Source organism: Paraburkholderia flava (assembly GCF_004359985.1).
Taxonomy (GTDB): Bacteria; Pseudomonadota; Gammaproteobacteria; order Burkholderiales; family Burkholderiaceae; genus Paraburkholderia; species Paraburkholderia flava.
Window position 1 is genome coordinate 24,683 of sequence record NZ_SMRO01000002.1, and the last position, 24,184, is coordinate 48,866.

At 63.6% G+C, this 24,184-nt stretch carries 23 protein-coding genes and 1 tRNA gene; 12 read left to right on the plus strand and 12 right to left on the minus strand.

The window, feature by feature from the left end; translation table 11 throughout:
* Positions 1-18: 18 nt before the first annotated feature.
* The 3 genes from ftsZ to lpxC all read left to right on the plus strand — a co-directional run bounded on the left by ftsZ (position 19) and on the right by lpxC (position 3,132).
* On the plus strand, positions 19-1,212 hold the full coding sequence (ftsZ, locus tag E1748_RS11440; protein ID WP_133647364.1) for a cell division protein FtsZ: 1,194 nt from the start codon (positions 19-21) through the stop codon (positions 1,210-1,212).
* Positions 1,213-1,445: 233 nt separating this feature from the next.
* Positions 1,446-1,949 (plus strand): peroxiredoxin, encoded by a 504-nt coding sequence (locus tag E1748_RS11445; RefSeq protein WP_133647365.1) that lies wholly within the window; start codon positions 1,446-1,448, stop codon positions 1,947-1,949.
* A 265-nt stretch (positions 1,950-2,214) separates the two neighbouring features.
* Positions 2,215-3,132 (plus strand): UDP-3-O-acyl-N-acetylglucosamine deacetylase, encoded by a 918-nt coding sequence (gene lpxC, locus E1748_RS11450; RefSeq protein ID WP_133647366.1) that lies wholly within the window; start codon positions 2,215-2,217, stop codon positions 3,130-3,132.
* A 63-nt stretch (positions 3,133-3,195) separates the two neighbouring features.
* Here the strand turns inward: lpxC and E1748_RS11455 are convergent, their stop codons facing one another.
* The gene (locus E1748_RS11455; protein ID WP_133647367.1) at positions 3,196-3,672 is read right to left on the minus strand and encodes a DciA family protein; all 477 of its coding nucleotides are present in this window, start codon (positions 3,670-3,672) and stop codon (positions 3,196-3,198) included.
* A 300-nt stretch (positions 3,673-3,972) separates the two neighbouring features.
* Between E1748_RS11455 and secA the strand changes: the two genes are divergently transcribed.
* The 4 genes from secA to E1748_RS11475 all read left to right on the plus strand — a co-directional run bounded on the left by secA (position 3,973) and on the right by E1748_RS11475 (position 9,484).
* Positions 3,973-6,777, plus strand: coding sequence for a preprotein translocase subunit SecA (gene secA / locus E1748_RS11460; RefSeq protein ID WP_133647368.1), 2,805 nt, complete (start codon positions 3,973-3,975; stop codon positions 6,775-6,777).
* A gap of 165 nt (positions 6,778-6,942) precedes the next feature.
* The gene (gene argJ, locus E1748_RS11465) at positions 6,943-8,184 is read left to right on the plus strand and encodes a bifunctional glutamate N-acetyltransferase/amino-acid acetyltransferase ArgJ (RefSeq protein ID WP_133647369.1); all 1,242 of its coding nucleotides are present in this window, start codon (positions 6,943-6,945) and stop codon (positions 8,182-8,184) included.
* Between the two features lie 17 nt (positions 8,185-8,201).
* The gene (locus tag E1748_RS11470) at positions 8,202-9,071 is read left to right on the plus strand and encodes an ATP-binding protein (protein WP_133647370.1); all 870 of its coding nucleotides are present in this window, start codon (positions 8,202-8,204) and stop codon (positions 9,069-9,071) included.
* On the plus strand, positions 9,068-9,484 hold the full coding sequence (locus E1748_RS11475) for an NUDIX domain-containing protein (protein ID WP_133647371.1): 417 nt from the start codon (positions 9,068-9,070) through the stop codon (positions 9,482-9,484). The genes E1748_RS11470 and E1748_RS11475 overlap by 4 nt, the downstream gene beginning before the upstream one ends.
* A 29-nt stretch (positions 9,485-9,513) precedes the next feature.
* Here E1748_RS11475 and E1748_RS11480 read toward each other — a convergent pair whose 3' ends face one another.
* The 9 genes from E1748_RS11480 to E1748_RS11520 all read right to left on the minus strand — a co-directional run bounded on the left by E1748_RS11480 (position 9,514) and on the right by E1748_RS11520 (position 17,544).
* Positions 9,514-9,708, minus strand: a complete 195-nt coding sequence (locus E1748_RS11480) for a DNA gyrase inhibitor YacG (protein WP_133647372.1) — start codon at positions 9,706-9,708, stop codon at positions 9,514-9,516.
* A gap of 106 nt (positions 9,709-9,814) precedes the next feature.
* On the minus strand, positions 9,815-10,570 hold the full coding sequence (zapD, locus tag E1748_RS11485) for a cell division protein ZapD (protein WP_133647373.1): 756 nt from the start codon (positions 10,568-10,570) through the stop codon (positions 9,815-9,817).
* A gap of 177 nt (positions 10,571-10,747) precedes the next feature.
* Positions 10,748-11,353: a dephospho-CoA kinase gene (gene coaE / locus E1748_RS11490; protein ID WP_133647374.1), complete on the minus strand. Its 606-nt coding sequence runs from the start codon at positions 11,351-11,353 to the stop codon at positions 10,748-10,750.
* A 2-nt stretch (positions 11,354-11,355) separates the two neighbouring features.
* Entirely contained in the window at positions 11,356-12,210 is an 855-nt protein-coding gene (locus E1748_RS11495) for a prepilin peptidase (protein WP_133649322.1), read from the minus strand.
* A 114-nt stretch (positions 12,211-12,324) separates the two neighbouring features.
* Positions 12,325-13,566, minus strand: a complete 1,242-nt coding sequence (locus tag E1748_RS11500) for a type II secretion system F family protein (RefSeq protein WP_133647375.1) — start codon at positions 13,564-13,566, stop codon at positions 12,325-12,327.
* Positions 13,563-14,864, minus strand: coding sequence for a GspE/PulE family protein (locus E1748_RS11505; RefSeq protein WP_133647376.1), 1,302 nt, complete (start codon positions 14,862-14,864; stop codon positions 13,563-13,565). The genes E1748_RS11500 and E1748_RS11505 overlap by 4 nt, the downstream gene beginning before the upstream one ends.
* Positions 14,865-14,979: 115 nt before the next feature.
* Positions 14,980-16,284 carry an HlyC/CorC family transporter gene (locus E1748_RS11510; protein ID WP_133647377.1) on the minus strand — a complete coding sequence of 435 codons (1,305 nt, stop codon included), beginning with the start codon at positions 16,282-16,284 and terminating at the stop codon, positions 14,980-14,982.
* A gap of 159 nt (positions 16,285-16,443) precedes the next feature.
* A tRNA-Pro gene (locus E1748_RS11515) sits at positions 16,444-16,520 on the minus strand.
* 31 nt (positions 16,521-16,551) lie between these two features.
* A complete protein-coding gene (locus tag E1748_RS11520; RefSeq protein ID WP_133647378.1) occupies positions 16,552-17,544 on the minus strand; it encodes a polyprenyl synthetase family protein in 993 nt (330 codons plus the stop codon).
* Positions 17,545-17,763: 219 nt separating this feature from the next.
* Between E1748_RS11520 and rplU the strand changes: the two genes are divergently transcribed.
* From rplU to proB, 4 genes are all read left to right on the plus strand, one after another.
* Entirely contained in the window at positions 17,764-18,075 is a 312-nt protein-coding gene (rplU, locus tag E1748_RS11525) for a 50S ribosomal protein L21 (RefSeq protein WP_004194344.1), read from the plus strand.
* 24 nt (positions 18,076-18,099) lie between these two features.
* Positions 18,100-18,363, plus strand: coding sequence for a 50S ribosomal protein L27 (gene rpmA, locus E1748_RS11530; protein WP_133647379.1), 264 nt, complete (start codon positions 18,100-18,102; stop codon positions 18,361-18,363).
* A gap of 164 nt (positions 18,364-18,527) precedes the next feature.
* Positions 18,528-19,631: an Obg family GTPase CgtA gene (cgtA, locus tag E1748_RS11535; protein WP_133647380.1), complete on the plus strand. Its 1,104-nt coding sequence runs from the start codon at positions 18,528-18,530 to the stop codon at positions 19,629-19,631.
* Positions 19,632-19,702: 71 nt separating this feature from the next.
* A complete protein-coding gene (proB, locus tag E1748_RS11540) occupies positions 19,703-20,821 on the plus strand; it encodes a glutamate 5-kinase (RefSeq protein WP_133647381.1) in 1,119 nt (372 codons plus the stop codon).
* 69 nt (positions 20,822-20,890) lie between these two features.
* On the opposite strand, the gene E1748_RS11545 is transcribed toward proB, so the two are convergent.
* Both E1748_RS11545 and E1748_RS11550 read right to left on the minus strand, forming a co-directional pair.
* On the minus strand, positions 20,891-21,448 hold the full coding sequence (locus E1748_RS11545; RefSeq protein ID WP_133649323.1) for a CNP1-like family protein: 558 nt from the start codon (positions 21,446-21,448) through the stop codon (positions 20,891-20,893).
* A gap of 87 nt (positions 21,449-21,535) precedes the next feature.
* Positions 21,536-22,192 carry an RNA pyrophosphohydrolase gene (locus E1748_RS11550; RefSeq protein WP_133647382.1) on the minus strand — a complete coding sequence of 219 codons (657 nt, stop codon included), beginning with the start codon at positions 22,190-22,192 and terminating at the stop codon, positions 21,536-21,538.
* Between the two features lie 246 nt (positions 22,193-22,438).
* Between E1748_RS11550 and E1748_RS11555 the strand changes: the two genes are divergently transcribed.
* Positions 22,439-24,175: a proline--tRNA ligase gene (locus E1748_RS11555; protein WP_133647383.1), complete on the plus strand. Its 1,737-nt coding sequence runs from the start codon at positions 22,439-22,441 to the stop codon at positions 24,173-24,175.
* The last annotated feature ends 9 nt before the right edge of the window (positions 24,176-24,184 follow it).

Consider the following 24,184-nt stretch of genomic DNA (forward strand, 5'->3'; position numbering starts at 1 on the left):
TTTCTTGACGGAGGCAACATGGAATTCCAGATGCTGGAAACGGAAACCAACGGCACCATCATCAAGGTGGTGGGTGTCGGTGGTGCTGGCGGCAATGCCGTTCAGCACATGATCAACAAGGGCGTGCAGGGCGTCGACTTCATCGTGATGAACACGGACGCGCAAGCGCTGTCGCGTTCGCGCGCGACGGCGGTGATCCAGCTCGGTAACACGGGTCTGGGTGCAGGTGCGAAGCCTGAAATGGGCCGTTCGGCTGCGGAAGAAGCGCGCGAGCGCATCTCGGACGCACTGCGCGGCGCGCACATGGTGTTCATCACCGCGGGCATGGGTGGCGGCACGGGGACGGGCGCGGCACCGGTCGTTGCGCAGATCGCGAAAGAGATGGGGATTCTGACGGTCGGCGTGGTCAGCAAGCCGTTCGAATTCGAAGGCGGCAAGCGGATGCGCGTCGCCGAAGCAGGTTCGCAGCAACTGGAGGATCACGTCGACTCGCTGATCGTCGTTCTGAACGACAAGCTGTTCGAGGTGATGGGCGATGACGCCGAGATGGACAAGTGCTTCCAGTGCGCAGACGACGTTCTGAACAACGCAGTTGCCGGCATCGCTGAAATCATCAACGTCGACGGTCTGGTGAACGTCGACTTTGAAGACGTGAAGACGGTGATGGGCGAGCAGGGCAAGGCGATGATGGGCACGGCGACGGTAGCCGGTGTCGATCGCGCGCGCCTCGCGGCGGAACAGGCCGTGGCGAGCCCGCTGCTGGAAGGGGTCGATCTGTCGGGCGCGCGTGGCGTGCTGGTCAACATCACGTCGAGCCGTTCGCTGCGTCTGTCGGAAACGCGCGAAGTGATGAACACCATCAAGAGCTATGCTGCGGAAGATGCGACGGTGATCTTCGGTGCGGTGTACGACGACGCGATGGGCGACGCACTGCGCGTGACGGTGGTTGCAACGGGCCTTGGCCGGGCGGCGAAGAAGCAGCAGTCCGCACCGATGACGCTGCTGCGCACCGGCACGGACAACCAGCCGATCGGCACGATGCAGCACGCGTACACGCCGCAGCAAGCGGGTACGGCGGACTACGGCGCGCTGGATACGCCGGCTGTGTGGCGCACGTCGCGCGATACCGCGGCATCGCATGTGCAGGCGCTGCAGGAAAAGGGCGTCGACACGTACGATATCCCGGCGTTCCTGCGCAAGCAGGCTGACTGACACGCACGGGCAGGCCTTCGCCGCGGCGCGGCTGCATGATTGCAGCGCCGCTCGCGAATGCACGGGCGTGACGGATGGAACGGCACAGGTAGAGCCGCGCTTCTTCAGGCGCGCGGCAGGGGCAACTGCCCTCCGCGATTTACGAAGCGGATCGGGCGACTGTCGCTGCAACGCGTTTCCATGACGTCACGAAAACGTGCGGGCAGGCTGTGCATCGATGTGAAGGACCGAGCATGATTAAAACTGGCGACAAGCTGCCCGACGCGACGCTCTTCGAATTTGTCGAAGACGACCGCGCGGGTTGCACGATCGGACCGAACAGCTTCGACGTGCGCGAGCAGACGGCGGGAAAGCGCGTGGTGATCTTCGGATTGCCGGGCGCATTCACGCCGACCTGTTCGGCGAAGCACGTACCGGGTTACGTCGAACACGACGCGCAGTTGCGCGCTGCCGGTGTCGACGAGATCTGGTGCGTCTCCGTCAACGATGCTTTCGTCATGGGCGCGTGGGGACGCGATCAGCACACCTCGGGCAAGGTGCGCATGATGGCGGACGGCAGTGCGTTGTTCACGCGGGCGCTTGGTCTGGAGCAGGATTTGTCGGCACGCGGCATGGGGATCCGTTCCCAGCGCTACGCGATGGTGGTCGACGACGGCGTGGTCAAGACGCTGCACGTCGAGGCACCCGGCAAGTTCGAAGTCAGCGATGCGCGGAGTATGCTCGCGACGTTGAGCTAGACGCAGCGGCGTCCGCCCGCCCTTCGTTGTACGAGGGCAACGGCGAGATGACGTCGTTGTGACAGGCCGTTACGCGGGCCGATGACCGGAAACGCCTCCGTTCCGGACATCGGCCCGTCCCGCTTTCTCCCCGGCTGGCCACGGGGTAACTGCACGAAACAGATTGATACGTTCCGGCTAAAACGGGTTTAGAGCGGATGGAGTATAATCTCGGCTATGAAATAAAAAGTCCCGATTGGGATTTTCAATCGAGTAGAAAACCATCATGTTGAAGCAGCGCACAATCAAATCGATCGTGAAGACGGTCGGCATCGGCGTGCACTCGGGCCGCAAGGTCGAGTTGACGCTCCGGCCGGCCGGTCCCGACACCGGTATCGTGTTCACGCGAGTGGACTTGCCGACTCCGGTGGAAATTCCTGCGGCCACGACGGCGATCGGCGACACGCGCCTTGCCTCCGTGCTGCAGAAGGATGGCGTGCGTGTTTCCACCATCGAGCATTTGATGTCGGCCTGCGCGGGTCTCGGCATCGACAACATGTACGTCGACGTGACCGCGGAAGAAATCCCGATCATGGACGGCAGTGCCGCGACGTTTGTGTTCCTGATCCAGTCGGTGGGCGTCGAGGAACAGAACGCGGCGAAGAAATTCATCAAGGTCACGAAACCGGTCGAAATCCGCGACGGCGACAAGTTTGCGCGCCTCGACCCGTTCTTCGGCTTCAAGCTGAAGTTCACGATCGATTTCCGTCACCCGGCCGTCGACAAGACCGGCCAGGCGCTGGAAGTGGACTTCGCGAATACTTCCTACGTGCGCGAGATCGCGCGGGCACGCACGTTCGGCTACGCGCATGAAGTGGAAATGCTGCGCGAACTGGGTCTTGCGCGTGGTGCCAGCATGGACAACGCGATCGCACTCGACGAATACCGCATCCTGAACAACGACGGCCTGCGTTACGACGACGAGTTCGTGAAGCACAAGATGCTCGATGCGATCGGCGATCTGTATGTGGTCGGTCATCCGCTGCTGGCGTCGTACACCGCGTACAAGTCGGGTCACGGGCTGAACAACGCGCTGCTGCGCGAACTGCTCGCCCACGAAGATGCGTACGAAGTCGTCACCTTCGAAGACCTGCAGCAAGCCCCGCGCGGCTTCGGGTTCGACGCGCAAACCGCGTTTGCGTGACGCGTTTGCGTAAGTTACTTCGCTGAATGAAAAAGGGCCGGAGATTCTCCGGCCCTTTTCGTTTTAGCCCTGCTTTCTCAGGTGTCGTTTCGCCATTCTCGCTAGCGCTTCTTGCAACGGCGACGCTTCCAGCGACTCGCTAAGCGCCTGCAGCGCGGCCGCGCCCACATCGGTCATCAGCGCCTGCTTCGGCGGCGCGGATTCCTTCACCGACTGCGGACGTACGCGGATCTTCAGCGCATTCACCGCCCAGCCTCGCTGCTGCAAGTCGGCGAGCAGACGGGGTTCGAGATGCCGCAATCGAGCGGCGAGCGCGTTGTGCGCAGCAAAGAGCGCGAGCACGCCGTCCTTGATGAATCCGGGTTCGACGCTCGTCGCGAGGTAGTCGGGCAACATCGTTTTCAGATCGCGTTCCAGCGCGGCAATCTGCTCGACGCCCGCGCGTAGCGCTGCAAACGCGTCGGTGCGGCCGAGCAGCTCCGACACCGGCTGTGGCCGGCGGGGATTGAACGGTCTTGAAAACGAAGTGAAACGGCTCATGTGCGATGGTGTGGGCACGCTGGCGCGTCGAGCGCGGCGGGTCTGCAGGGTTTGCAAATTGTACCGCGTGTCCGGGTGATGGCCGGCCGCCTTTCGCGCCTGTGGAGCACGCCGGCGCGGCCGGTGGATGGCGTCGCACGGTCTCGTCGCTGACACAGGCGCTGGCGGGGGCGCGTGCTAAAATCCCCGATTCGAATTCACTCTTGGACTAAGTCGCCGGGGCCCCACCGACATTGGGCGCGCAGCGCGCGAACACCACGCCTGACGCCTCGCCGAAGCCGCGACGCAGATACCGACCCGATGACCACCGGTTTTCTCCAGAAGATTTTTGGCAGCCGCAACCAGCGGCTCGTCAAGCAATACCAAAGGGCCGTCATAGCGATCAATGCGCTCGAGCCGCAGATCGAGCAATTGACGGACGACCAGTTGCGCGCCAAAACGGGTGAATTCCGCCAGCGCGTCGCGAGCGGCGAATCGCTCGACAAGCTGCTGCCCGAAGCGTTCGCCGTGTGTCGCGAAGCGAGCAAGCGCGTGCTGAAGATGCGCCACTTTGACGTCCAGCTGATCGGCGGGATGGTGCTGCATTACGGCAAGATCGCCGAAATGCGTACCGGCGAAGGCAAGACGCTCGTCGCGACGCTCGCTGCGTATCTGAACGCACTGTCGGGCCGTGGCGTGCACGTCGTGACGGTGAACGACTATCTCGCGCAGCGCGACGCCGAATGGATGGCGCGGCTGTACAACTTCCTCGGGCTGTCGGTCGGCATCAACCTGTCGCAGATGGACCACGGCATGAAGCAGGAAGCGTACGCCGCGGACATCACGTACGGGACCAACAACGAATTCGGCTTCGACTACCTGCGCGACAACATGGTCTACGAGACCGACTCGCGGGTGCAGCGCGTGCTGAATTTCGCGATCGTCGACGAAGTGGACTCGATCCTGATCGACGAAGCGCGTACGCCGCTGATCATCTCCGGCCAGGCTGAAGATCACACGGAGCTGTACGTCCGGATGAACGCATTGCCGCCGCTGCTGGAACGGCAGATCGGCGAAGAGAAGGCCGACGGCACCGGTGTCGAGAAGCCGGGCGACTACACGCTCGACGAAAAAGCGCGTCAGGTGTTCCTCACCGAATCGGGCCACGAGAAGGCCGAGCGGCTGCTCGCCGAGTGGGGGCTGATCGGCGAAGGCGAAAGCCTGTACGCGGCGCAGAACATCACGCTGATGCACCACGTGTACGCCGCATTGCGCGCGCATACGCTGTTCTATATCGATCAGCACTACGTCGTGCAGAACGGCGAAGTCGTGATCGTCGACGAGTTCACCGGCCGGCTGATGTCCGGTCGCCGCTGGTCGGACGGTCTGCATCAGGCGGTCGAGGCGAAGGAACACGTGAAGATCCAGAGCGAGAACCAGACGCTCGCATCGATCACGTTCCAGAACTACTTCCGCATGTACGCGAAGCTGTCCGGCATGACTGGTACGGCCGACACCGAAGCATACGAATTCAACGAGATCTATGGTCTCGAAACGGTTGTGATCCCGACCAACCGTCCGCCGAAGCGGATCGACAAGCAGGATCAGATCTACAAGACCGCGAAGGAGCGCTACGACGCAGTGATCCGCGACATCCGCGATTGCTACGAGCGTGGTCAGCCGGTGCTGGTCGGCACGACGTCGATCGAAAACTCCGAACTGCTGTCGAACCTGCTGAACAAGGCCGGCCTGCCGCACGAAGTGCTGAACGCGAAGCAGCACGCGCGCGAAGCGGAGATCGTCGCGGAAGCGGGCCGTCCGCAGCGCGTGACGATCGCGACCAACATGGCCGGTCGCGGTACCGACATCGTGCTGGGCGGCAACGCCGAGAAACAGGCAACCTTCCTCGAAGCCGACGAGTCGCTTTCCGACGATGAAAAGCAACGCCGCATCCAGCAGCTGCATGACGAATGGCAGGCGCTGCACGATCAGGTGAAGGCCGCGGGCGGTCTGCACATCATCGGCACCGAGCGTCACGAGTCGCGCCGGATCGACAACCAGTTGCGCGGCCGTGCGGGCCGTCAGGGCGATCCGGGTTCGTCGCGCTTTTATCTGTCGCTGGAAGATTCGCTGCTGCGTATCTTCGCCGGCGACCGTGTGCGCTCGATCATGGACCGTCTGCGGATGCCCGAAGGCGAGGCGATCGAAGCGGGTATCGTCACGCGCTCGATCGAATCGGCGCAGCGCAAGGTGGAAGCGCGCAACTTCGACGTCCGCAAGCAGCTGCTCGAATACGACGACGTGTCGAACGATCAGCGCAAGGTGATCTACCAGCAGCGCAACGAACTGCTCGAAGCGCACGACATCACCGAAACGATCGGCGCGATGCGCCACGGTGTGGTCGCCGATATCGTTCATCAGTTCGTGCCGGTCGGCAGCATCGAAGAGCAATGGGATGTGCCGGAGCTGGAAGAAGCGCTGCGTAAAGACTGGCAGCTCGATCTCGCGATTCAGGAGATGATCAACGAGTCGCAGTCGATCAGCGTGGAAGACATTCTCGAAGCCGTGACCGGCGCCGCCGACGAAGCGTACGAAGCGAAGGTCGAACTGGCAGGCCGCGAGCAGTTCAGCGCATTCGAACGCTCGATCATGCTGCAGACGCTCGATCGCAGCTGGCGCGAACACCTTGCCGCGCTCGATCACCTGCGTCAGGGTATCCATCTGCGCGGCTACGCGCAGCAGAACCCGAAGCAGGAGTACAAGCGCGAAGCGTTCGAACTGTTCGCCGCGATGCTCGACTCTGTGAAGCTCGAGGTCACGCGTTTCGTGATGAACGTGCAGATCGGATCGCCGGAGCAACTCGAACAGGCCACCGAGCAGATCGAGGAAGACGGCAACCTCCTCGATCACGTGGAGTTCCGTCACGCCGAATTCGCAGAAGCGGGCGCAGCGGTTGCCGCACCGGTCGCGGTGGACGCGGCCGCGACGATGATCGGCAGCGCGATGAGCCACGGCGGCACGGGCGAAGCGATGCCGGCCGGCAGCGTGCCGAAGGTCGGGCGCAACGATCCCTGCCCGTGCGGCAGCGGCAAGAAATACAAGCAGTGTCACGGCAAGATCGCATAATGTCGGCGGCGCGCACGCTGTAGTGCGCACTGCTTTCGTTTTGCACTGGCCGTCGACGACGACGGCTCGTTGATTTCGCGGTGAGCCGGCCATCTGCCGGCCCATCGGTTCCATTCCCTCATGCCGGCTTCCTGCCGGCATTTTCCGCTACGACAGGTCGCGACCATGGCTGTCAACTTCCCCTCGATCGATCCCGCTCAACTGCATCCCATCGCCGGCGTTACGCTCGGCTGGGCAGAGGCGAACATCCGCAAGCCGAACCGCAAGGACGTGCTCGTCATTTCCGTCGACGAAGGCGCGACGGTCGCGGGCGTGTTCACGTCGAACCGTTTCTGCGCGGCGCCCGTCACGGTGTGCCGCGAGCATCTCGAACGCGTGCGTGCGGGTGGTCCCGCGATCCGTGCGCTGGTCATCAACACGGGGAATGCGAACGCGGGCACCGGCGAGCCGGGCCTCGCCCATGCGCGCGCGACCTGCGACGCACTCGCGCAGCTCGCGGGCATCGAACCGCAACAGGTGCTGCCGTTCTCGACCGGCGTGATTCTCGAACCGCTGCCGGTCGATCGTCTGAAGGCAGGCCTGCCGGCTGCGCTCGCGAATCGCGCGGCGGCTCACTGGCACGACGCGGCACAGTCGATCATGACCACCGACACGCTGCCGAAAGCGGCGTCACGCCAGGTGACGATCGACGGTCACACGGTCACGCTGACCGGCATCAGCAAGGGTGCCGGCATGATCAAGCCGAACATGGCGACGATGCTCGGCTTCCTCGCGTTCGATGCCGCGGTCGCACAACCGGTGCTCGACGCGCTCGTCAAGCACGTCGCGGATCGCTCGTTCAACTGCATCACGATCGACGGCGATACGTCGACGAACGACTCGTTCATCCTGATCGCGTCGGGCAAATCGACCCTGCCGGCGATCACGTCGACCGACTCGCCCGCGTACGCTGCATTGCGCGACGCGGTGACCGACGTCGCGCAGACGCTCGCGCAACTGATCGTGCGCGACGGCGAAGGCGCGACGAAATTCATGACCGTGCAGGTGGAAGGCGGCCGCGACGTCGCCGAATGCCGGCAGATTGCCTATGCGATCGGCCATTCGCCGCTCGTGAAGACAGCGTTTTATGCGTCGGACCCGAATCTCGGCCGTATCCTGGCTGCGATCGGCTACGCGGGGGTGAACGATCTCGACGTTGGCAGGATCGATCTGTACCTCGACGACGTACTGGTTGCAAAAGCGGGCGGCCGTAATCCGGACTACCGCGAAGAAGACGGACAGCGCGTAATGAAGAAAAGCGAAATCGCGATTCGCGTGCTGCTCGGTCGAGGCGATGCGCAAGCCACGATCTGGACTTGCGATCTGTCCCACGAATACGTGAGCATCAATGCCGACTATCGCTCCTGATCCGCATTTCTTCCCTTATGGATAAGCTCGAACAATTTTTGACCCGCGCCGAGGCGTTGCTCGGCCGTCTGGAGGCGGTGCTGCCGCCCTCGGCACCCGATATCGACTGGAACTCGGCCGTCGCATTTCGCTGGCGCACGCGCCAGGGACGCGGCTATCTGCAGCCCGTGCCGGCCATCTCGACGATCACGCTCGACGACCTGCAGAACATCGAACGGCAGAAGTCGCTGATCGAGCAGAACACGCGCCAGTTCGTCCGCAGCCAGCCTGCGAACAACGTGCTGCTGACAGGCGCGCGCGGCACTGGCAAGTCGTCGCTGATCAAGGCCTGCCTGAACGCGTACGCAAGCGAAGGCCTGCGTCTGATCGAAGTCGACAAGGACGATCTGCACGATCTCGGCGATATCGTCGATCTGATCTCCGCGCGTCCCGAGCGCTTCGTCGTGTTCTGCGACGACCTGTCGTTCGAAGACGGCGAGTCGGGCTACAAGGCGCTGAAGGTCGCGCTCGACGGCTCGATCGCTGCGCAGTCCGACAACGTGCTGATCTACGCGACGTCGAACCGCCGCCATCTGCTGCCCGAGTACATGAGCGACAACGAGACGTACAAGCACACGTCCGATGGCGAGATTCATCCGGGCGAGGTGGTCGAGGAAAAGATCTCGCTGTCCGAGCGCTTCGGCCTGTGGGTGAGTTTCTATCCGTTCAAGCAGGACGACTACCTGTCGATCGTGGGGCACTGGCTGCGCCATTTCGGCTGCGACGACGCGGGCGTCGAAGCGGCGCGCGGCGATGCGCTGGTGTGGGCGCTCGAACGCGGATCTCGCTCGGGGCGCGTTGCGTGGCAGTTTGCACGCGACTGGTCCGGTCGTCGGACTGCCGCATGACAGCCGCGACCTCGCCGTCCGGTACGCGGCCCGTCACGGAAGTGGCGGTCGGCGTGCTGGTGCAACCCGACGGTCGCTATCTGCTCGCGCAGCGGCCGGCCGGCAAACCCTACGAAGGCTACTGGGAATTTCCGGGCGGCAAGCTCGAGCCGGGCGAGAGCGTCGAAGCGGCGCTCGCGCGCGAACTGCACGAAGAGCTGGGCATCGACGTCAAGGCGAGCCATCGCTGGCGCACGCTCGAGCATGACTACCCGCATGCATACGTGCGGCTGTACTTCTGCAAGATCACCGAGTGGGATGGCGAGCCGCATGGCCGTGAGGGCCAGGCGTTCGTGTGGCAGACGCTACCCGCCGACGTCGAGCCTTTGCTGCCCGCGACGATTCCGGTGTTGGAGTGGCTCGCGGCGGAATAAGCGGGCGTGGGACGCCGTTCAGGTTGTGGCTAATGCGGGAGTTCGCCGCCAGGCGCATCGTCTGACGGCGGTTCCTCGTCGGTGCCGCCGATCTTGTATTTCTCGGCGGCCCAGGCGCCGAGGTCGATCTGCTTGCAGCGCTCGGAACAGAACGGGCGAAAGCGGTTCTCAGAGGTCCAGCGGACATCTTTTGCGCAAGTGGGGCATTTGACGACGGTAGGCATTCGGTCGGGCAGGACAGACTGAAACGGAACGGATAACGTAGATGCGGGCGTTTGGCCCGGCTTTAAAGGTGCGGCTTGTGGACGGTGCTGGCGCTTACTGCCCGCGTTACAGGCTGCACAACGTCAGCTGGAACGGCACGTCGACATCCACCGCGCGCGGCCGCAGGTCGCCGTCCTGCACGGTGAAGCGCACCCACAGCATGTACTTGTTCGCGCTCGCTTCCGGGATCACCCGCAACTCGGGCGCAACGCGCACCTGCATCAGCTGATACGAGCGGCCCGACAGCATCTGCTGGTAGCTTCCCTGCATCGCCATCACCTTCGACGCCTGACCCGATTCGCGCGCGAGACGCAGCACGATCGTCGCGGCATCGCGCAACGGCAGCAGCGGCATCACCCATTTTGCGATGTCATGACGGCGCTGATCGGGCTGGGTCTGTTGCCACGCGTAGTAGGACGGCAGATCGAACTTGCAGGTGCCGCCCGGAATGATCGCGCGGCTGCGGATGCTCGCGAGCCATTCGTTGTCTGCAAGATGCTGGCCAGTCTTGCCCTGCATCTGCGACAGACCCGTCAGCGTCTGCTCAATTTCCCCGAGCACGGCTTCGAGCGCATTCTGCTCGATGCCCGGATTGCCGCGAAACGGCGCGAGCGTTTGACGCTGCCGTTCCAGTTCCTTCATGAGATCCGATTTGAGATCGGCGCGACCCGCGACTTCGGCGATTTCGAACAGCGTGGTCAGCGCGACGTGATGTTCCCTGGCGTCTTCCTGGGTCAGGAAAAACGTGAAGCGCTCGAACAGGTCTTCGAGGCGCAGCAGCGTCCGGATTCGCTCGTTGAACGGATACTCGTAAAGGATCAAGCGGGCTCGCCTCGGGCGTGGTCGGTGACAGGTTCGTGCGGGACATTCTAATGCCGTGAGACTACCCCCGCAATCACACACTTTTCGTACATGTTCGCACTGTCTGTTCAGTCTGCGATTACACGGTCCGAGTTCCCGAGAAAGCGTCTCGCGACGTGCGCTAACGTGCGGTATCTCTTAGTTTTGCGTGGCGAGCGACAGATAGCGGCGATGCAGCGCGTCGACGTCGGCGCGTAGTGCATCGAGTGACGCGTCTTCGTTGACGACCGTGTCGTCCGCGGCGGCGAGGCGCTGCTCGCGTGTTGCCTGGCGCTCGATGATCGCCTGCACCTGTTCGCGCGTGAATCCGTTACGGCGCATGACGCGCGCGATCTGCGTATCGACGCTGCAGTCGACCACCAGCACACGATCCACACGCATCTTCCAGCTACCCGATTCGACGAGCAGCGGCACGACGACGATCACATACGGACCGGACGCAGCGTGCCGTTCGCGGTCGGTTTCCGCACGGATCAGCGGATGCGTGATTGCTTCGAGCTGTTGGCGCGCGGTGTCGTCGCTGAAAATCAGTGCGCGCATCCGGGCCCGGTCGAGCGAGCCGTCGGCGGCGACGTACGACGGTCCGAACGTCTGTGCGATCAGCGGCATCGCCGCACCGAGCGGTGCGGTGATGCGATGCGCGATCACGTCGGTATCGACAATCGTGACGCCGAGCTTGCCGAACAGATCCGCGACCGTCGATTTGCCGCTACCGATGCCGCCCGTCAGTCCCACCGCGAACATGGTCAGCCTCCGAGTGCGAGATACAGCGGCGTGCCGACGAACAGCGTCACCGCGCCGCCGGCTGCGAGAAACGGCCCGAACGGCAGCGGCTCTTCGAAGCGCATGCGACCGCGCCACGTCGCCGCGAGCCCGACGACCGCGCCCGCCACCGCGGCGATCAGCACGATCTGCGGCAGCGCAGCCCAACCGAGCCACGCACCCAGCGCCGCGAGCAGCTTGAAGTCACCGTAACCCATACCCTCGATGCCGCGCACCAGCTTGAAGATCCAGTGTACGCACCAGAGCGTCAGATACCCGGCAATCGCACCGAGCACCGCGTCGTGCAGGCTCGTGAACAGCCCGTCGAAGTTGACGATCAATCCGGCCCACAGCAGCGGGAGCGTGATCGAGTCCGGCAGCAGGTGCGTATCGATATCGATCGCACTGGTGGCGAGCAGCGTCGCGCACAGACCGAACGCCGCGAGCGCCATCAACGAGGGGCCGAACGAGACGAGTGCCGCGACCGCGCAGGCCGCGCTCGCGAGTTCGAGCAGCGGATAACGGAAGCTCACGCGCGTGCCGCATGCGGAGCAACGCCCGCGCAGCAATAGATAACTCAGTACCGGAATGTTTTCCCACGCACGCAGCGTGTGGCCGCACTGCGTGCAGGCGCTGCGCGGCAGCCACAGGTTGTAGCGGGGCGGCAGGCCATCGTCGGCAGGTTGCTCGCCGGTCGCATCGCCGACTTCGTCGCGCCATGCTCGCTCCAGCATGATCGGCAGACGATGGACGACCACGCTCAGAAAGCTCCCGATGACCAGCCCGAGCACGATCGCAAACGCGATCTGGACGCCGGGCGGCAGCAGGCCGAACGTCATGCCGACGTCTGCGGAGAAGCGGCCGAGCGGGCCGCTGAACGGGGATTCGGTCACGAACGGAGAGTGCGCGGGTATAGGGGAAACGTAGGGGAAACGGTGGATTCGGCTGCGATGCTACACCACGTTGCCGAGTTGGATGATAGGAAGATACATCGCAATCACGAGGCCTCCGACCAGTACGCCGAGGACGACGATCACGAGCGGTTCGCACAGGCTTGCGAGGGCGCCGATCTTCTCGTCGACCTGACGATCGCCGAGGGCGGCGACGTCGAGCAGCATCGTGTCGAGCGCGCCCGATTCCTCTGCCACCGCGACCGGCTGTACGACCTCCTGCGGAAAGCAGCCGGCGTCCCGCATCGCAGCGGCGAGTCGCTCGCCGCGCCGTAGCCGCGACGCGATGCCGGCGCTTGCGTGGTCGAAGTACGCGTTGCCGGTTGCGTGAGTGAGCGAAGCGAATGCGTCGGCGAGCGGTGTGCCTGCCGATAGCAGCGTGCCGAGTGCGCGTGCCCACCGGGCCGCGCACAGCGTACGCAGCAGTGGACCGAACAGCGGCATGCGCAGCGACAGTTGCGCGAAGCGGATGCGTGCTGCGGGCGAGCGCCGCAGCAGCCGGCCGAACATGACGCCGGCTACACAGATCGTGGCTGCGACGGGGCCGCTCCAGCGCGCAGCCGCAGCGGACAACGCGAGCACGATCTGGGTCGGCACGGGGAGCTTCGCACCGAAGCTGTCGAAGATCTGTGCGAACGTCGGCACGACCCAGACGAGGAGCGCTGCCGTGATCGCCACGGCGAGCAACAGGATTGCCGCCGGATACGTGAGCGCGGCGCGTACCTTCGCGCGCTGTGCGGAGGCGCGTTCGCGGTCGTCAGCGATGCGCGCGAGGATCGACGGCAGCGCGCCTGCTGTTTCCCCGACCGCGACTAGCTGACAGAACAACGCGCCGAACTGCGCGGGGTGTCGTTGCAGTGCCGACGAGAAATCGCGGCCGGTCGTGATGTCGCGTGCGAGTGCCGCGACGATGCGCGGCATTCCGTGTGGGCCGGGTGCCTGGCTGAGCAGGTCGAGTGAGGGGGCGAGCGGCAGGCCGGCGCGTAGCAGACTTGCTAGCTGACGGGTGAACAGCGTCACGTCGGCGGCATTCGCTTTTGGCTTCGGTGCGGGGCGGCGTGCGGCGAACTCGACCGCGAAGAGGCCGTCGCGTCGCAATGCTGCACGGGCAGTGGCGGTGTCGGGTGCGATGACTGTGCCTTTGCGCGGCGCACCGTTGGTGTCGAACGCGTGCCAGACGAAGCGCCATTCGTGAGTCTCGGAGCGATCGGTTTCGGCTGAGGTTGCGGTTGCGGCGTAGTTCATCGGGTCTCCGTCGCGCTCAGTGCTTCGGCGAGGCTGGTCGTGCCGTCGCGCACGCGGGCGAGCGCGGCATCGCGCAGCGTACCGACCCGTTCGCGCTGCGCGAGCGCCGAGATCGCGGTGCTGTCCGCGCGCGCGACGATCAGCGAGCGCATCGACTCGGTTACCGGCATGACCTGATGGATGCCGACGCGTCCGCGATAGCCGATGCCGTGACACGACGCGCAGCCGACTGCGGCATACGGATGCCAGCCATCGAGATCCATCGCTTCGAAGCCGGCGGCATGCAACGCTGTCGGCGATTCCGGCGCGGGCACACGGCACGACGGACAGAGTCGCCGCACGAGACGCTGCGCGGTGACGAGTCGCAACGCGGCGGCGAGGTTGTAGGACTCGACGCCGATGTCGATCAATCGTGCGACGGCCGCGGGCGCGTCGTTGGTGTGCAGCGTGGAGAGCACGAGGTGGCCGGTTTGCGCGGCCTTCACGGCGACGTCGGCGGTTTCTTCGTCGCGGATTTCGCCGACCATGATGACGTCCGGGTCCTGACGCAGGAATGCGCGCAACGCGACCGCGAACGTCAGGCCAGCTTTCTCGCGCACGCCGACCTGGTTGATGCCGGCCAGCTGGATTTCAGCCGGGTCTTCGACCGAGCACAGATTGCGCGACTCGACGTTCAGCATCTGCAGGAAGCAATACAGCGACAGCGTCTTGCCGCTGCCGGTCGGACCCGTGACGAGTACGAGGCCGTGCGGTGCACGGATCGCGGCGTCGAGCGTATCGCGCTGCTGCGGATCGAGCCCGAGCGCATCGAGCGTGAGCTGCTCGGGCAATGCTTCGAGCCGTCGCAGCACGAGCTTTTCGCCGAACAGCGTCGGCAGCGAATTGACGCGGTAATCCTCGAAGACATTCTTCGTGACGGCAAGACGCAGCCGGCCGTCCTGCGGCACGCGCCGCTCGGCGATGTCCATTCGCGCAAGCACCTTCACGCGGCTCACGAACGCATCGCGTAGATGCGCGGGCGGCCGCGCGATTTCATGCAGCACGCCGTCGATGCGCAACCTGATGCGCCAACCGCGTTCCGCTGGTTCGACGTGGATGTCGGATGCGTTGCGCTGCGTGGCTTCGTGCAGTGTGTCGGTCAGCAGGCGGACGGCGGGCGCGTTGTCGGCTTCGTCGGCTGGCGCGATTGCGGCCTGCAGCGGCCGCTGGTTCGGAGAGATCGTTGGAGCGTGCCGCGATGAATCACCATCGGACAAGCCAGTGGCAGGGCGCGCGGTACCGCGAGAAAGCGAGGACATCGAAAACCGGCCGGAAGCCGCCTGTAGAACACGACGACTTCATCTTCCGCGAACGGCTGGCGCTGTTCCATTCGGCCGGATGGCCAACGCTCGCTGGCCGCTGGCGAGCGATCCGTCAGGCAGTGCGCGATACCTTCTTCGTCTTTTTCGGTGCGGGACCCGGACGGAACAGTTTGACAGTGCGTATCGCCTGGTCGTCGCTGCGCATCACTTCCAGCTTCACGTCGCCGATAAGCACGCACACGTCTCCTTCCGGAATTTCTTCGAGTATCTCGAGGATCAAACCGTTGAGCGTTTTCGGGCCGTCGGTGGGCAGCGTGAGATGCAGCCAGCGATTCAGTTCGCGCAGCGGCATGCTACCCGCGACGATGCACTCGCCGTCCTCGTTCCATCCGCCGTGCGACGCCGCGCTTCGCGGAATCGACGTGGTGAACTCGCCGATCAGTTCTTCGATGATGTCTTCGGGCGTGACGAGCCCCTGCAGTTCGCCGTACTCGTTGACGACAAGCGCCGTACGCTGACGGCTCTCCTGGAAATACTGAAGCTGCTGGAACACGGGCGTGCCGGTCGGCACGAAGTACGGGTCGGCAAGCAGTTCGCGCAGCGTTTCGCGCTCGAGCTCCTGATTGTGTAATGCGGACAGCGTCTTGCGGACGTGGAGTACGCCGAGCACGCGGTCGATGTCGCCTTGATAGACGATCAGCTTGTTGTGATAGCAGGTCTCCAGCTGATGCAGGATCTGTTCGAACGGCGCATCGAAATCGAGCGCTTCGATGCGGCGGCGCGGAATCATCACGTCGTCGACGGTGATGTTTTCGAGATCGAACAGGTTCAGCAGGATGCTACGGTGCTTGGTCGGCATGAAGCTGCCGGATTCGAGCACGATGGTGCGCAGTTCTTCAGTGGACAGCCGTTGCTCGTGATTGCCCTTGGTGTTGATGTGCAGGACCCACAGGATGCCGTCCGCGAACAGGTTCACGAACCAGATCAACGGCCGCGCGACGCGCATCAGCGGTGCGATCAGCAGGCTGGCCGGCAGCGCGATCTTTTCCGGATACGTTGCGCCAACGATCTTCGGCGTGATCTCCGCGAAGACGATGATCAGAAACGCGACGATCCCGGTCGCGATCGACAGCACGAGATTGTTCCGGCCGAACGTATGCAGCGCGATCGACGTCGTCAGTACCGGGATGATCGTGTTGAACAGGTTGTTGCCGATCAGGATCACGCTGAGCAGACGGTCGGTGCGCGTCAGCAGACCCTGTGTGGTCTTCGCACCGAGTGCGCCCTGATTGGCGAGGTGCTTCAGGCGATGGCGGTTCAACGCCATCATGGCTGTCTCGGAAATGGAAAAGAAGCTCGAGCAGACCAGCAGCAGAAAGACGGCGCCGATCTGCGCCCATAAGGGAAGTTGTTCCACGCGTCGTGAAGTGAAGAGTCAGAAAGGATGGGGAGAATATAGCAGAGGGCTCGCGGCGCTCGCCCCTGGCCGGATGGGCTATCGGGGCCAACGCATCGAGGTCTCGCCAAAAGCAGGCGAAAAAAAACCGCGTAACTCGTACGCGGTTTTTTCAGAATCTGGTCGGGGTGAGAGGATTCGAACCTCCGGCCTCTACGTCCCGAACGTAGCGCTCTACCAGGCTAAGCTACACCCCGAATCTGGACTTCGGCAGCATTTCAGTCTCAATCAAGACTGTCTTGCCGTCGAGTAAGAGCATAATTCTAGCAGGCTTTCCTTGTAAAGGGAATCGGGGAACGAAGAAATTGCCTCGGCCGCGGCGCCTGCTTCCTGCTTCGCGCAGTCGAGTGTGTGATCGAGTGCGCCGGAGCGTGTGATGGCCGCGAAAATTTCGTCGAAGCGATCGGTGCCGCCCTGTTCGATCGCTTCGCGCGCGAGTGCCGCTTCGGCCCGCGTGCCGTGTTCGATCAGCCAGATCAACGGCAGCGTCGGCTTACCTTCGCGCAGATCGTCGCCGGCGTTCTTGCCCATCGATTCCGGCGTGCCGGTGTAGTCGAGCCAGTCGTCCATGATCTGGAACGCCGTGCCGATGCGACGGCCGAATTCGGCGGCGGCTTTTTCGGTTGCGGCATCGCTGCCGGCCAGCACGGCACCGAGTTGTGCGGCGGCTTCGAAGAGCTTGGCAGTCTTGTAGCGGATCACCTGCATGTAGCGCGCTTCGTCGACGTCGGCGTCGTGCATGTTCAGCAACTGCAGGACTTCGCCTTCGGAGATGATGTTCGTCGCTTCGGAAAGAATCTCCATCACCCGCATCTTGCCGACACCGACCATCATCTGGAACGAGCGCGAGTACAGGAAGTCGCCGACCAGCACGCTCGCCGCGTTGCCGAACAGCGCGTTGGCCGTTTGCCGGCCGCGCCGCAGATCGGATTCGTCGACGACGTCGTCATGCAGCAGCGTCGCCGTATGGATGAACTCGACGACCGCGGCCAGTTCGTGCCGGTACCCGGTGGTTTCGCCGAGCGCACCCGCGACGAGCAGCAGCAACGCGGGGCGCAGTCTCTTGCCGCCGGCGCTGATGATGTACTCGGAAATCTGGTTGATCAGCATCACCTCGGACGCCAGGCGATGCCGGATGACACGATTCACCTGTTCCATGTCATCGGCGATCGGGGCGAGCAGGGTGGCGGCGTTGGGGGCGGGGGTGGCGGTCGACGACATGATGGCGAAAAGGGGTAGTGCCGCGAATTATAAGGCGAATCGCACTTCCTCCGGGTTTCTGCCTGCCGCGCGACGCCCGGCAGGCCGCCGTTCGGGGCTGGTTGCCGCGGCTCGCCGCGAGGGTTCTCAGAGGGTTTTGACCGTGCAGCTAACTCTATGTATAATCACGGGTTTCCGCGCGTGGTGCGTCGGGAAAATGAATAAAGAGTGAGGTTTTCAATGTACGCGGTCATAAAAACCGGCGGCAAGCAGTATAAGGTTGCTGTCGGCGAAAAATTGAAAGTAGAACAGATACCGGCAGACATTGACGCTGAAATCACGCTCGACCAGGTTCTTGCAGTAGGCGAAGGCGAATCGATTCAATTCGGTACGCCGCTGGTCAGTGGGGCTTCCGTCAAGGCTACCGTCGTGTCTCACGGTCGTCACGCCAAAGTGACCATCTTCAAGATGCGTCGCCGGAAGCACTACCAGAAGCATGGCGGCCATCGCCAGAACTACACCGAACTGCGCATCGACGCGATCAACGCGTAAGCGCACCGGTTAAGGAGCAATCAAATGGCACACAAAAAGGCAGGCGGGTCGTCACGTAACGGCCGCGACTCCGAGTCGAAGCGCCTCGGCGTGAAGGTGTACGGCGGTCAGGCAATCAACGCCGGCGGCATCATCGTGCGTCAACGCGGCACGCGTATGCACCCGGGCGATAACGTCGGCATCGGCAAGGATCACACCTTGTTCGCGCTGACGGACGGCCACGTCAAGTTCACGATTAAGGGCGCAGCCAAGAAGCAACTGGTCAACGTCGTCCCGGCAGCAGTCTGAGTTTAATCAGACACGGGCTTCAGGACCGGCAAAAAGGCCCCGCGAAGTTAGCGGGGCCTTTTTCTTTTTACTGCCGCTGACCGTTCGGCCGATTGTTCATCGCGAGTCGGGCGCGGCAAAATAGCATCAAGCACGGTGGCAGCAGCCACGGGACGGAGCAACGCATGAAGTTCATTGACGAAGCGAGGATTGAAGTCATCGCCGGCGACGGGGGGGATGGCAGCGCGTCGATGCGCCGCGAAAAATTCGTTCCGTTCGGCGGTCCGGATGGCGGCGACGGCGGTCGCGGCGGCAGCGTCTACGCGGTCGCGGATCGCAACATCAACACGTTGATCGACTACCGCTACGCGAAGAAGCATCAGGCGCGCAACGGCGAAAACGGCCGCGGCGCGGATTGCTACGGCAAGGGCGGCGACGACATCACGCTGCGCATGCCGGTCGGCACGATCATTACGGACATGGACACCGGCGAGCTGATCGCCGACCTGACCGAACACAACCAGACCGTTCAGGTTGCAGTGGGCGGCGCAGGCGGCCTCGGCAATCTGCATTTCAAGTCGAGCACGAATCGCGCGCCGCGGCAAAAAACCGACGGCAAAACCGGCGAACGCCGGATGATCCGGCTCGAGCTGAAAGTGCTGGCCGACGTCGGCCTGCTCGGCATGCCGAACGCCGGGAAGTCGACGTTCATTTCATCGGTGTCGAACGCGCGGCCGAAGATCGCCGATTATCCGTTCACGACGCTCGCGCCGAATCTTGGTGTCGTGCGTGTGGGGCCGAGCCGCAGCTTCGTGATCGCGGACATTCCAGGGCTGATCGAAGGCGCTGCGGAAGGTGCCGGGCTGGGGCATCAGTTCCTGCGCCATCTCCAGCGTACGGGTCTGCTGCTGCATATCGTCGATCTCGCGCCGTTCGACGAGGCAGTCGATCCGGTCGTCGAAGCGAAGGCGATCGTCAACGAACTGCGCAAGTACGACGAGCAGCTGTACGCGAAGACTCGCTGGCTGGTGCTGAACAAGCTCGACATGGTGCCCGACGACGAGCGCGAATCGCGTGTCGCCGCGTTTCTCGAGGGCTTCGGCTGGCAAGGTCCCGTGTTCGAAATCTCCGCGCTGACAGGGCTCGGTTGCGAAAGCCTCTGCTATGCGGTGTTCGACCATATCGCTGCGCATTCGGATGCGCAGCGCGCGGCCGAGGCAGAAGATCTGGCCGCCGACGTCCGCTTCCGGGAAGGCCCGGACGGCGGCGCCGCCCCCGCGCAGGAATAACAACGTTCGGTCGCATCGCGGGCGCGTTCGGCGCTCGCGACATCACGCGTCATCTTGGGAGACCGCGCATCATGCGTTCCGTCATCGCAGATTCCAGGCGATTGGTAGTGAAAGTCGGATCGAGCCTCGTCACGAACGATGGACGCGGACTCGATCATGCTGCGATCGGGCGCTGGGCCGCGCAGATCGCCGCGCTGCGTACGCAGGGCAAGGAAGTGGTGCTCGTCAGCTCGGGTGCAATCGCCGAGGGCATGCAGCGACTCGGCTGGACGAAGCGTCCGCGTGAAATCGACGAATTGCAGGCCGCTGCGGCGGTCGGGCAGATGGGGCTCGCGCAGGTCTACGAAAGCCGCTTTGCCGAACACGGCATTCGTACCGCGCAGATTCTGCTCACGCACGCCGACCTGGCGGATCGCGAGCGCTATCTGAATGCACGCTCCACGCTGCTCACGCTGCTCCGTCTCGGCGTCGTGCCGATCATCAACGAGAACGACACGGTCGTCACCGACGAAATCAAGTTCGGCGACAACGACACGCTCGGCGCACTGGTGGCGAACCTGATCGAAGGCGATGCGCTGATCATTCTCACCGATCAGCGTGGCCTCTACACCGCCGACCCGCGCAAGGATCCCGCAGCACAACTGGTCGAGCAGGCGGACGCCGGTGCGTCTGAGCTCGAATCGATGGCCGGCGGTGCCGGTTCGAGCCTCGGCCGCGGCGGCATGCTGACCAAGATTCTCGCGGCCAAGCGTGCGGCGCACAGCGGTGCGAATACGGTGATCGCGAGCGGCCGGGAGTCGGACGTGCTCGTGCGGCTTGCGTCGGGCGAAGCGATCGGTACGCAGCTGATTGCGCGTACTGCCCGCATGGCGGCGCGCAAGCAATGGATGGCCGATCACCTGCAGGTGCGCGGCCACGTAGTGATCGACGACGGCGCGGTCGAAAAACTGACCGCAGGCGGTAAGAGTCTGCTGCCGATCGGTGTCGTCGGCGTGCAGGGCGCGTTTGCGCGTGGTGAAGTGATTGCGTGTGTCAGCGCGGCTGGGCGCGAGATTGCGCGTGGGCTGACGAACTACAGCAGCGCGGAAGCGAAGCTGATTCAGCGGCGGCCGAGCGGCGAGATCGAATCGGTGCTCGGCTACATGCTCGAGCCTGAACTGATTCACCGCGACAATCTGGTGATCCTCTAACCAGAGAACAACCACATAGGCGGCGTGGCCCAAAGTCCACGCCGCCCATCATCGAAGTGAATCAATAAATCAACGGATCTGCGACGTAGCCGTACGCTTGTACTTCACGTTCTCGACGATCCGCTGTGCGGACGCCATCGGCATCTTGTTCGCGCAGAAATAATCCTGATAGAGCACCGCGTGATACGCGTTCAGCTCGCCGTTCTCGATCCGCGTCCAGTCGTTCGCCACCGTGCGATCCCAGTTATTGTGATCGGCATCGATGCCCGCATACAGACGCCACTCGTACGTATCGCAGCGAATGCCTTCGTAGTTCACGTTGCGCGCGCCGGCCGGGCTCGTGATCACGACCGTATAACGCACGACGCCGTCCGTACCGACGGTGACCGACTTCGCGTCCAGTGCGAAATGCAGCGGTGTATTACCCGACACTTCGAACGGCAGCAGGTCCGCGGGCTGCGGCAGCGATGGCAGCGTGTCGACCTTGTTTTCGACCCAGTTGGAAGGCTCGTCGAGCAGATAATGGAACGCGCTGTCGTCCTTGTTGGACGGCTGACGCGAACTCGAGCAGCCAGCCAGCAAGACGCCGGTGGCGGCGCACGCCACGACGAGAGCAAGTGCTTTCAATGTGATTTCCTCGATGTACCGGCGCGGCAGCGTGCGTGCCGCACCGGCAAAGAAAGGCGGCATGGCGTAGAGCCTGCCGCCCGGATGTTAATTGTGCAGCCCGGGTTCGCGGCCGATCGCGCTTTCGACAGAGCCACAGTCGGACTCGATCGTCGTGCGGACGACGGTCGTTTCGACCGTGACCGTAGTAACCATCGTTCCGTCCTCCGACGAGACAATGCGCGGATAGCGCAGCCCGTGGTGCGAGCCCGGTTTTTCCGTCCGCGGCGCTGCGCGGCGCAGAAAACGGGACAACTCCGTCAACGCCATCTGATACACATCCCGCTTGAACTCGATCACACAGTCGAGCGGCACCCAGTACTCGTTCCAACGCCAGGCATCGAACTCCGGATGATCGCAGGCGCGCAGGCAGATATCGCAGTCACGCCCTACCATCCGCAGCAGGAACCAGATCTGCTTCTGGCCGCGGTAGTGACCACGGACCTCGCGCTTGATGAACTTGTCCGGCACCTCATAGCGCAACCAGTCGCGCGTGCGACCGATGATCTTGACATGCTCCGGATGCAGGCCGGTTTCTTCGTGTAACTCCCGATACATCGCTTGCACGGGGGTCTCGCCGTACTTGATGCCCCCTTGCGGGAACTGCCAGGAATGTTCACGGAGCCGCTTGCCCCAAAACACCTCGTTGTGCGCGTTCAAGAGGATGATGCCGACGTTCGGGCGAAAGCCTTCACGATCCAGCATACAACCACCTTCGAATCCTTTAAAATTGCTTTGATTATAAACAGATAACGGACCCGACGCACCGGATCGGAACCGAATGGACCGATTCTCCGCCTTACCCCTGTAAACAGGGCGTGATACATGCGCCGCCGCGGCCCGTCTGGTCTGCGTCTGCGCGATCTCGCCGGTCGGCGCCGGGTTCGCGACTCATACCGTTTGATCTTTTTGGGCAGCCTGTCCGGGCCGCCGCTTTTGGAAAAACTCTGAATGAAAGCCTCCCGTTTTTTTATCGGCACCCTGAAGGAAGCACCCGCCGACGCCGAGATCGTCAGCCACAAGCTCATGGTGCGCGCCGGCATGATTCGCCGCGTCGCCGGCGGTATCTATAACTATCTGCCGGTCGGTCTGCGTTCGATCCGCAAGGTGGAAGCCATCGTGCGCGAGGAAATGAACCGGTCGGGCGCGATCGAGCTGCTGATGCCGGTCGTTCAGCCGGCCGAGCTGTGGCAGGAGTCGGGTCGCTGGGAGAAGTACGGTCCTGAATTGCTGCGCTTCAAGGATCGTCGCCAGAGCGATTTCGTGCTCGGGCCGACGCACGAGGAAGTCGTCACCGACATCGCGCGCAACCAGATCAAGAGCTATCGTCAGATGCCGGTGAACTTCTACCAGGTGCAGGCGAAGTTCCGCGACGAGATCCGTCCGCGTTTCGGCGTGATGCGCGGTCGCGAGTTCATCATGAAGGACGCGTATTCGTTCGATAAGGACATGGATGGTCTGCGCGAGTCGTATCGCAAGATGTACGACGCGTACGTGCGGATCTTCACGCGTCTCGGCCTCGAGTTCCGCGCGGTCGCGGCGGACAACGGTTCGATCGGCGGTAGCGGCTCGCACGAATTCCACGTGATCGCCGACACCGGCGAAGACGCGATCGCCTACTGCCCGACTTCCGATTTCGCCGCTAACGTCGAAGCCGCCGAAGCACTGCCGCTGATCGCCTCGCGCGCGGCGCCCGCCGAACCGATGCAGAAGGTCGCGACGCCCGGCAAGGCGAAGTGCGAGGCGGTTGCCGAACTGCTGAACATCCCGCTCGAGCGCACGATCAAGTCGATCATCCTCGCCACCGAAAACGAAGGCGCCGAAGCGACGATCTGGTTGCTGATGCTGCGCGGCGATCACGATCTGAACGAGATCAAGGCGAGCAAGCTGCCCGGTCTCGCCGGCTTCCGCTTCGCAACCGAAGAAGAAATCGTCGCGACGTTCGGCACGCCGCCGGGCTACCTCGGCCCGATCGGCACGAAGAAGCCGATCAAGGTCGTCGCGGACCGCACGGTCGCGAACATGAGCGACTTCGTCGTCGGCGCAAACGAAGTGGACTTCCACACCGCCGGCGTGAACTGGGGCCGCGATCTGCCGGAGCCGGTCGTGGCCGACATCCGCAACGTTCGCAAGGGCGATCCGTCGCCGGACGGCAAGGGCGTGCTCGACATCTGTCGCGGCATCGAAGTCGGCCACGTGTTCCAGCTGGGCAGCAAGTATTCGGACGCGATGAACGCAACCTACCTCGACGAATCGGGCAAGCCGCAGTCGATGCAGATGGGCTGCTACGGCATCGGCATCACGCGCATTCTGGGCGCCGCGATCGAACAGAATTTCGACGACAAGGGCATCATCTGGCCGGAGTCGATTGCGCCGTTCCAGATCGTGCTGTGTCCGATGGGCTACGACCGCAGCGACGCGGTGCGCGAGCACGCGGACAAACTGTACGTGGCGCTCGTCGAAGCCGGCATCGACGTGATCCTCGACGATCGCGGCGAGCGTCCGGGCGTGATGTTCGCCGACTGGGAACTGATCGGCGTGCCGCATCGTCTGGTGATCGGCGAGCGTGGGCTGAAGGACGGCAAGCTCGAGTATCAGGGTCGGCGCGACGCGGAAGCGACGCTGCTGCCGGTGGATAGCGCGGCACAAACCGTCGTCGAGAAGATCCGCGCGGCACTGGCTGGCTGAGCGGAGCGG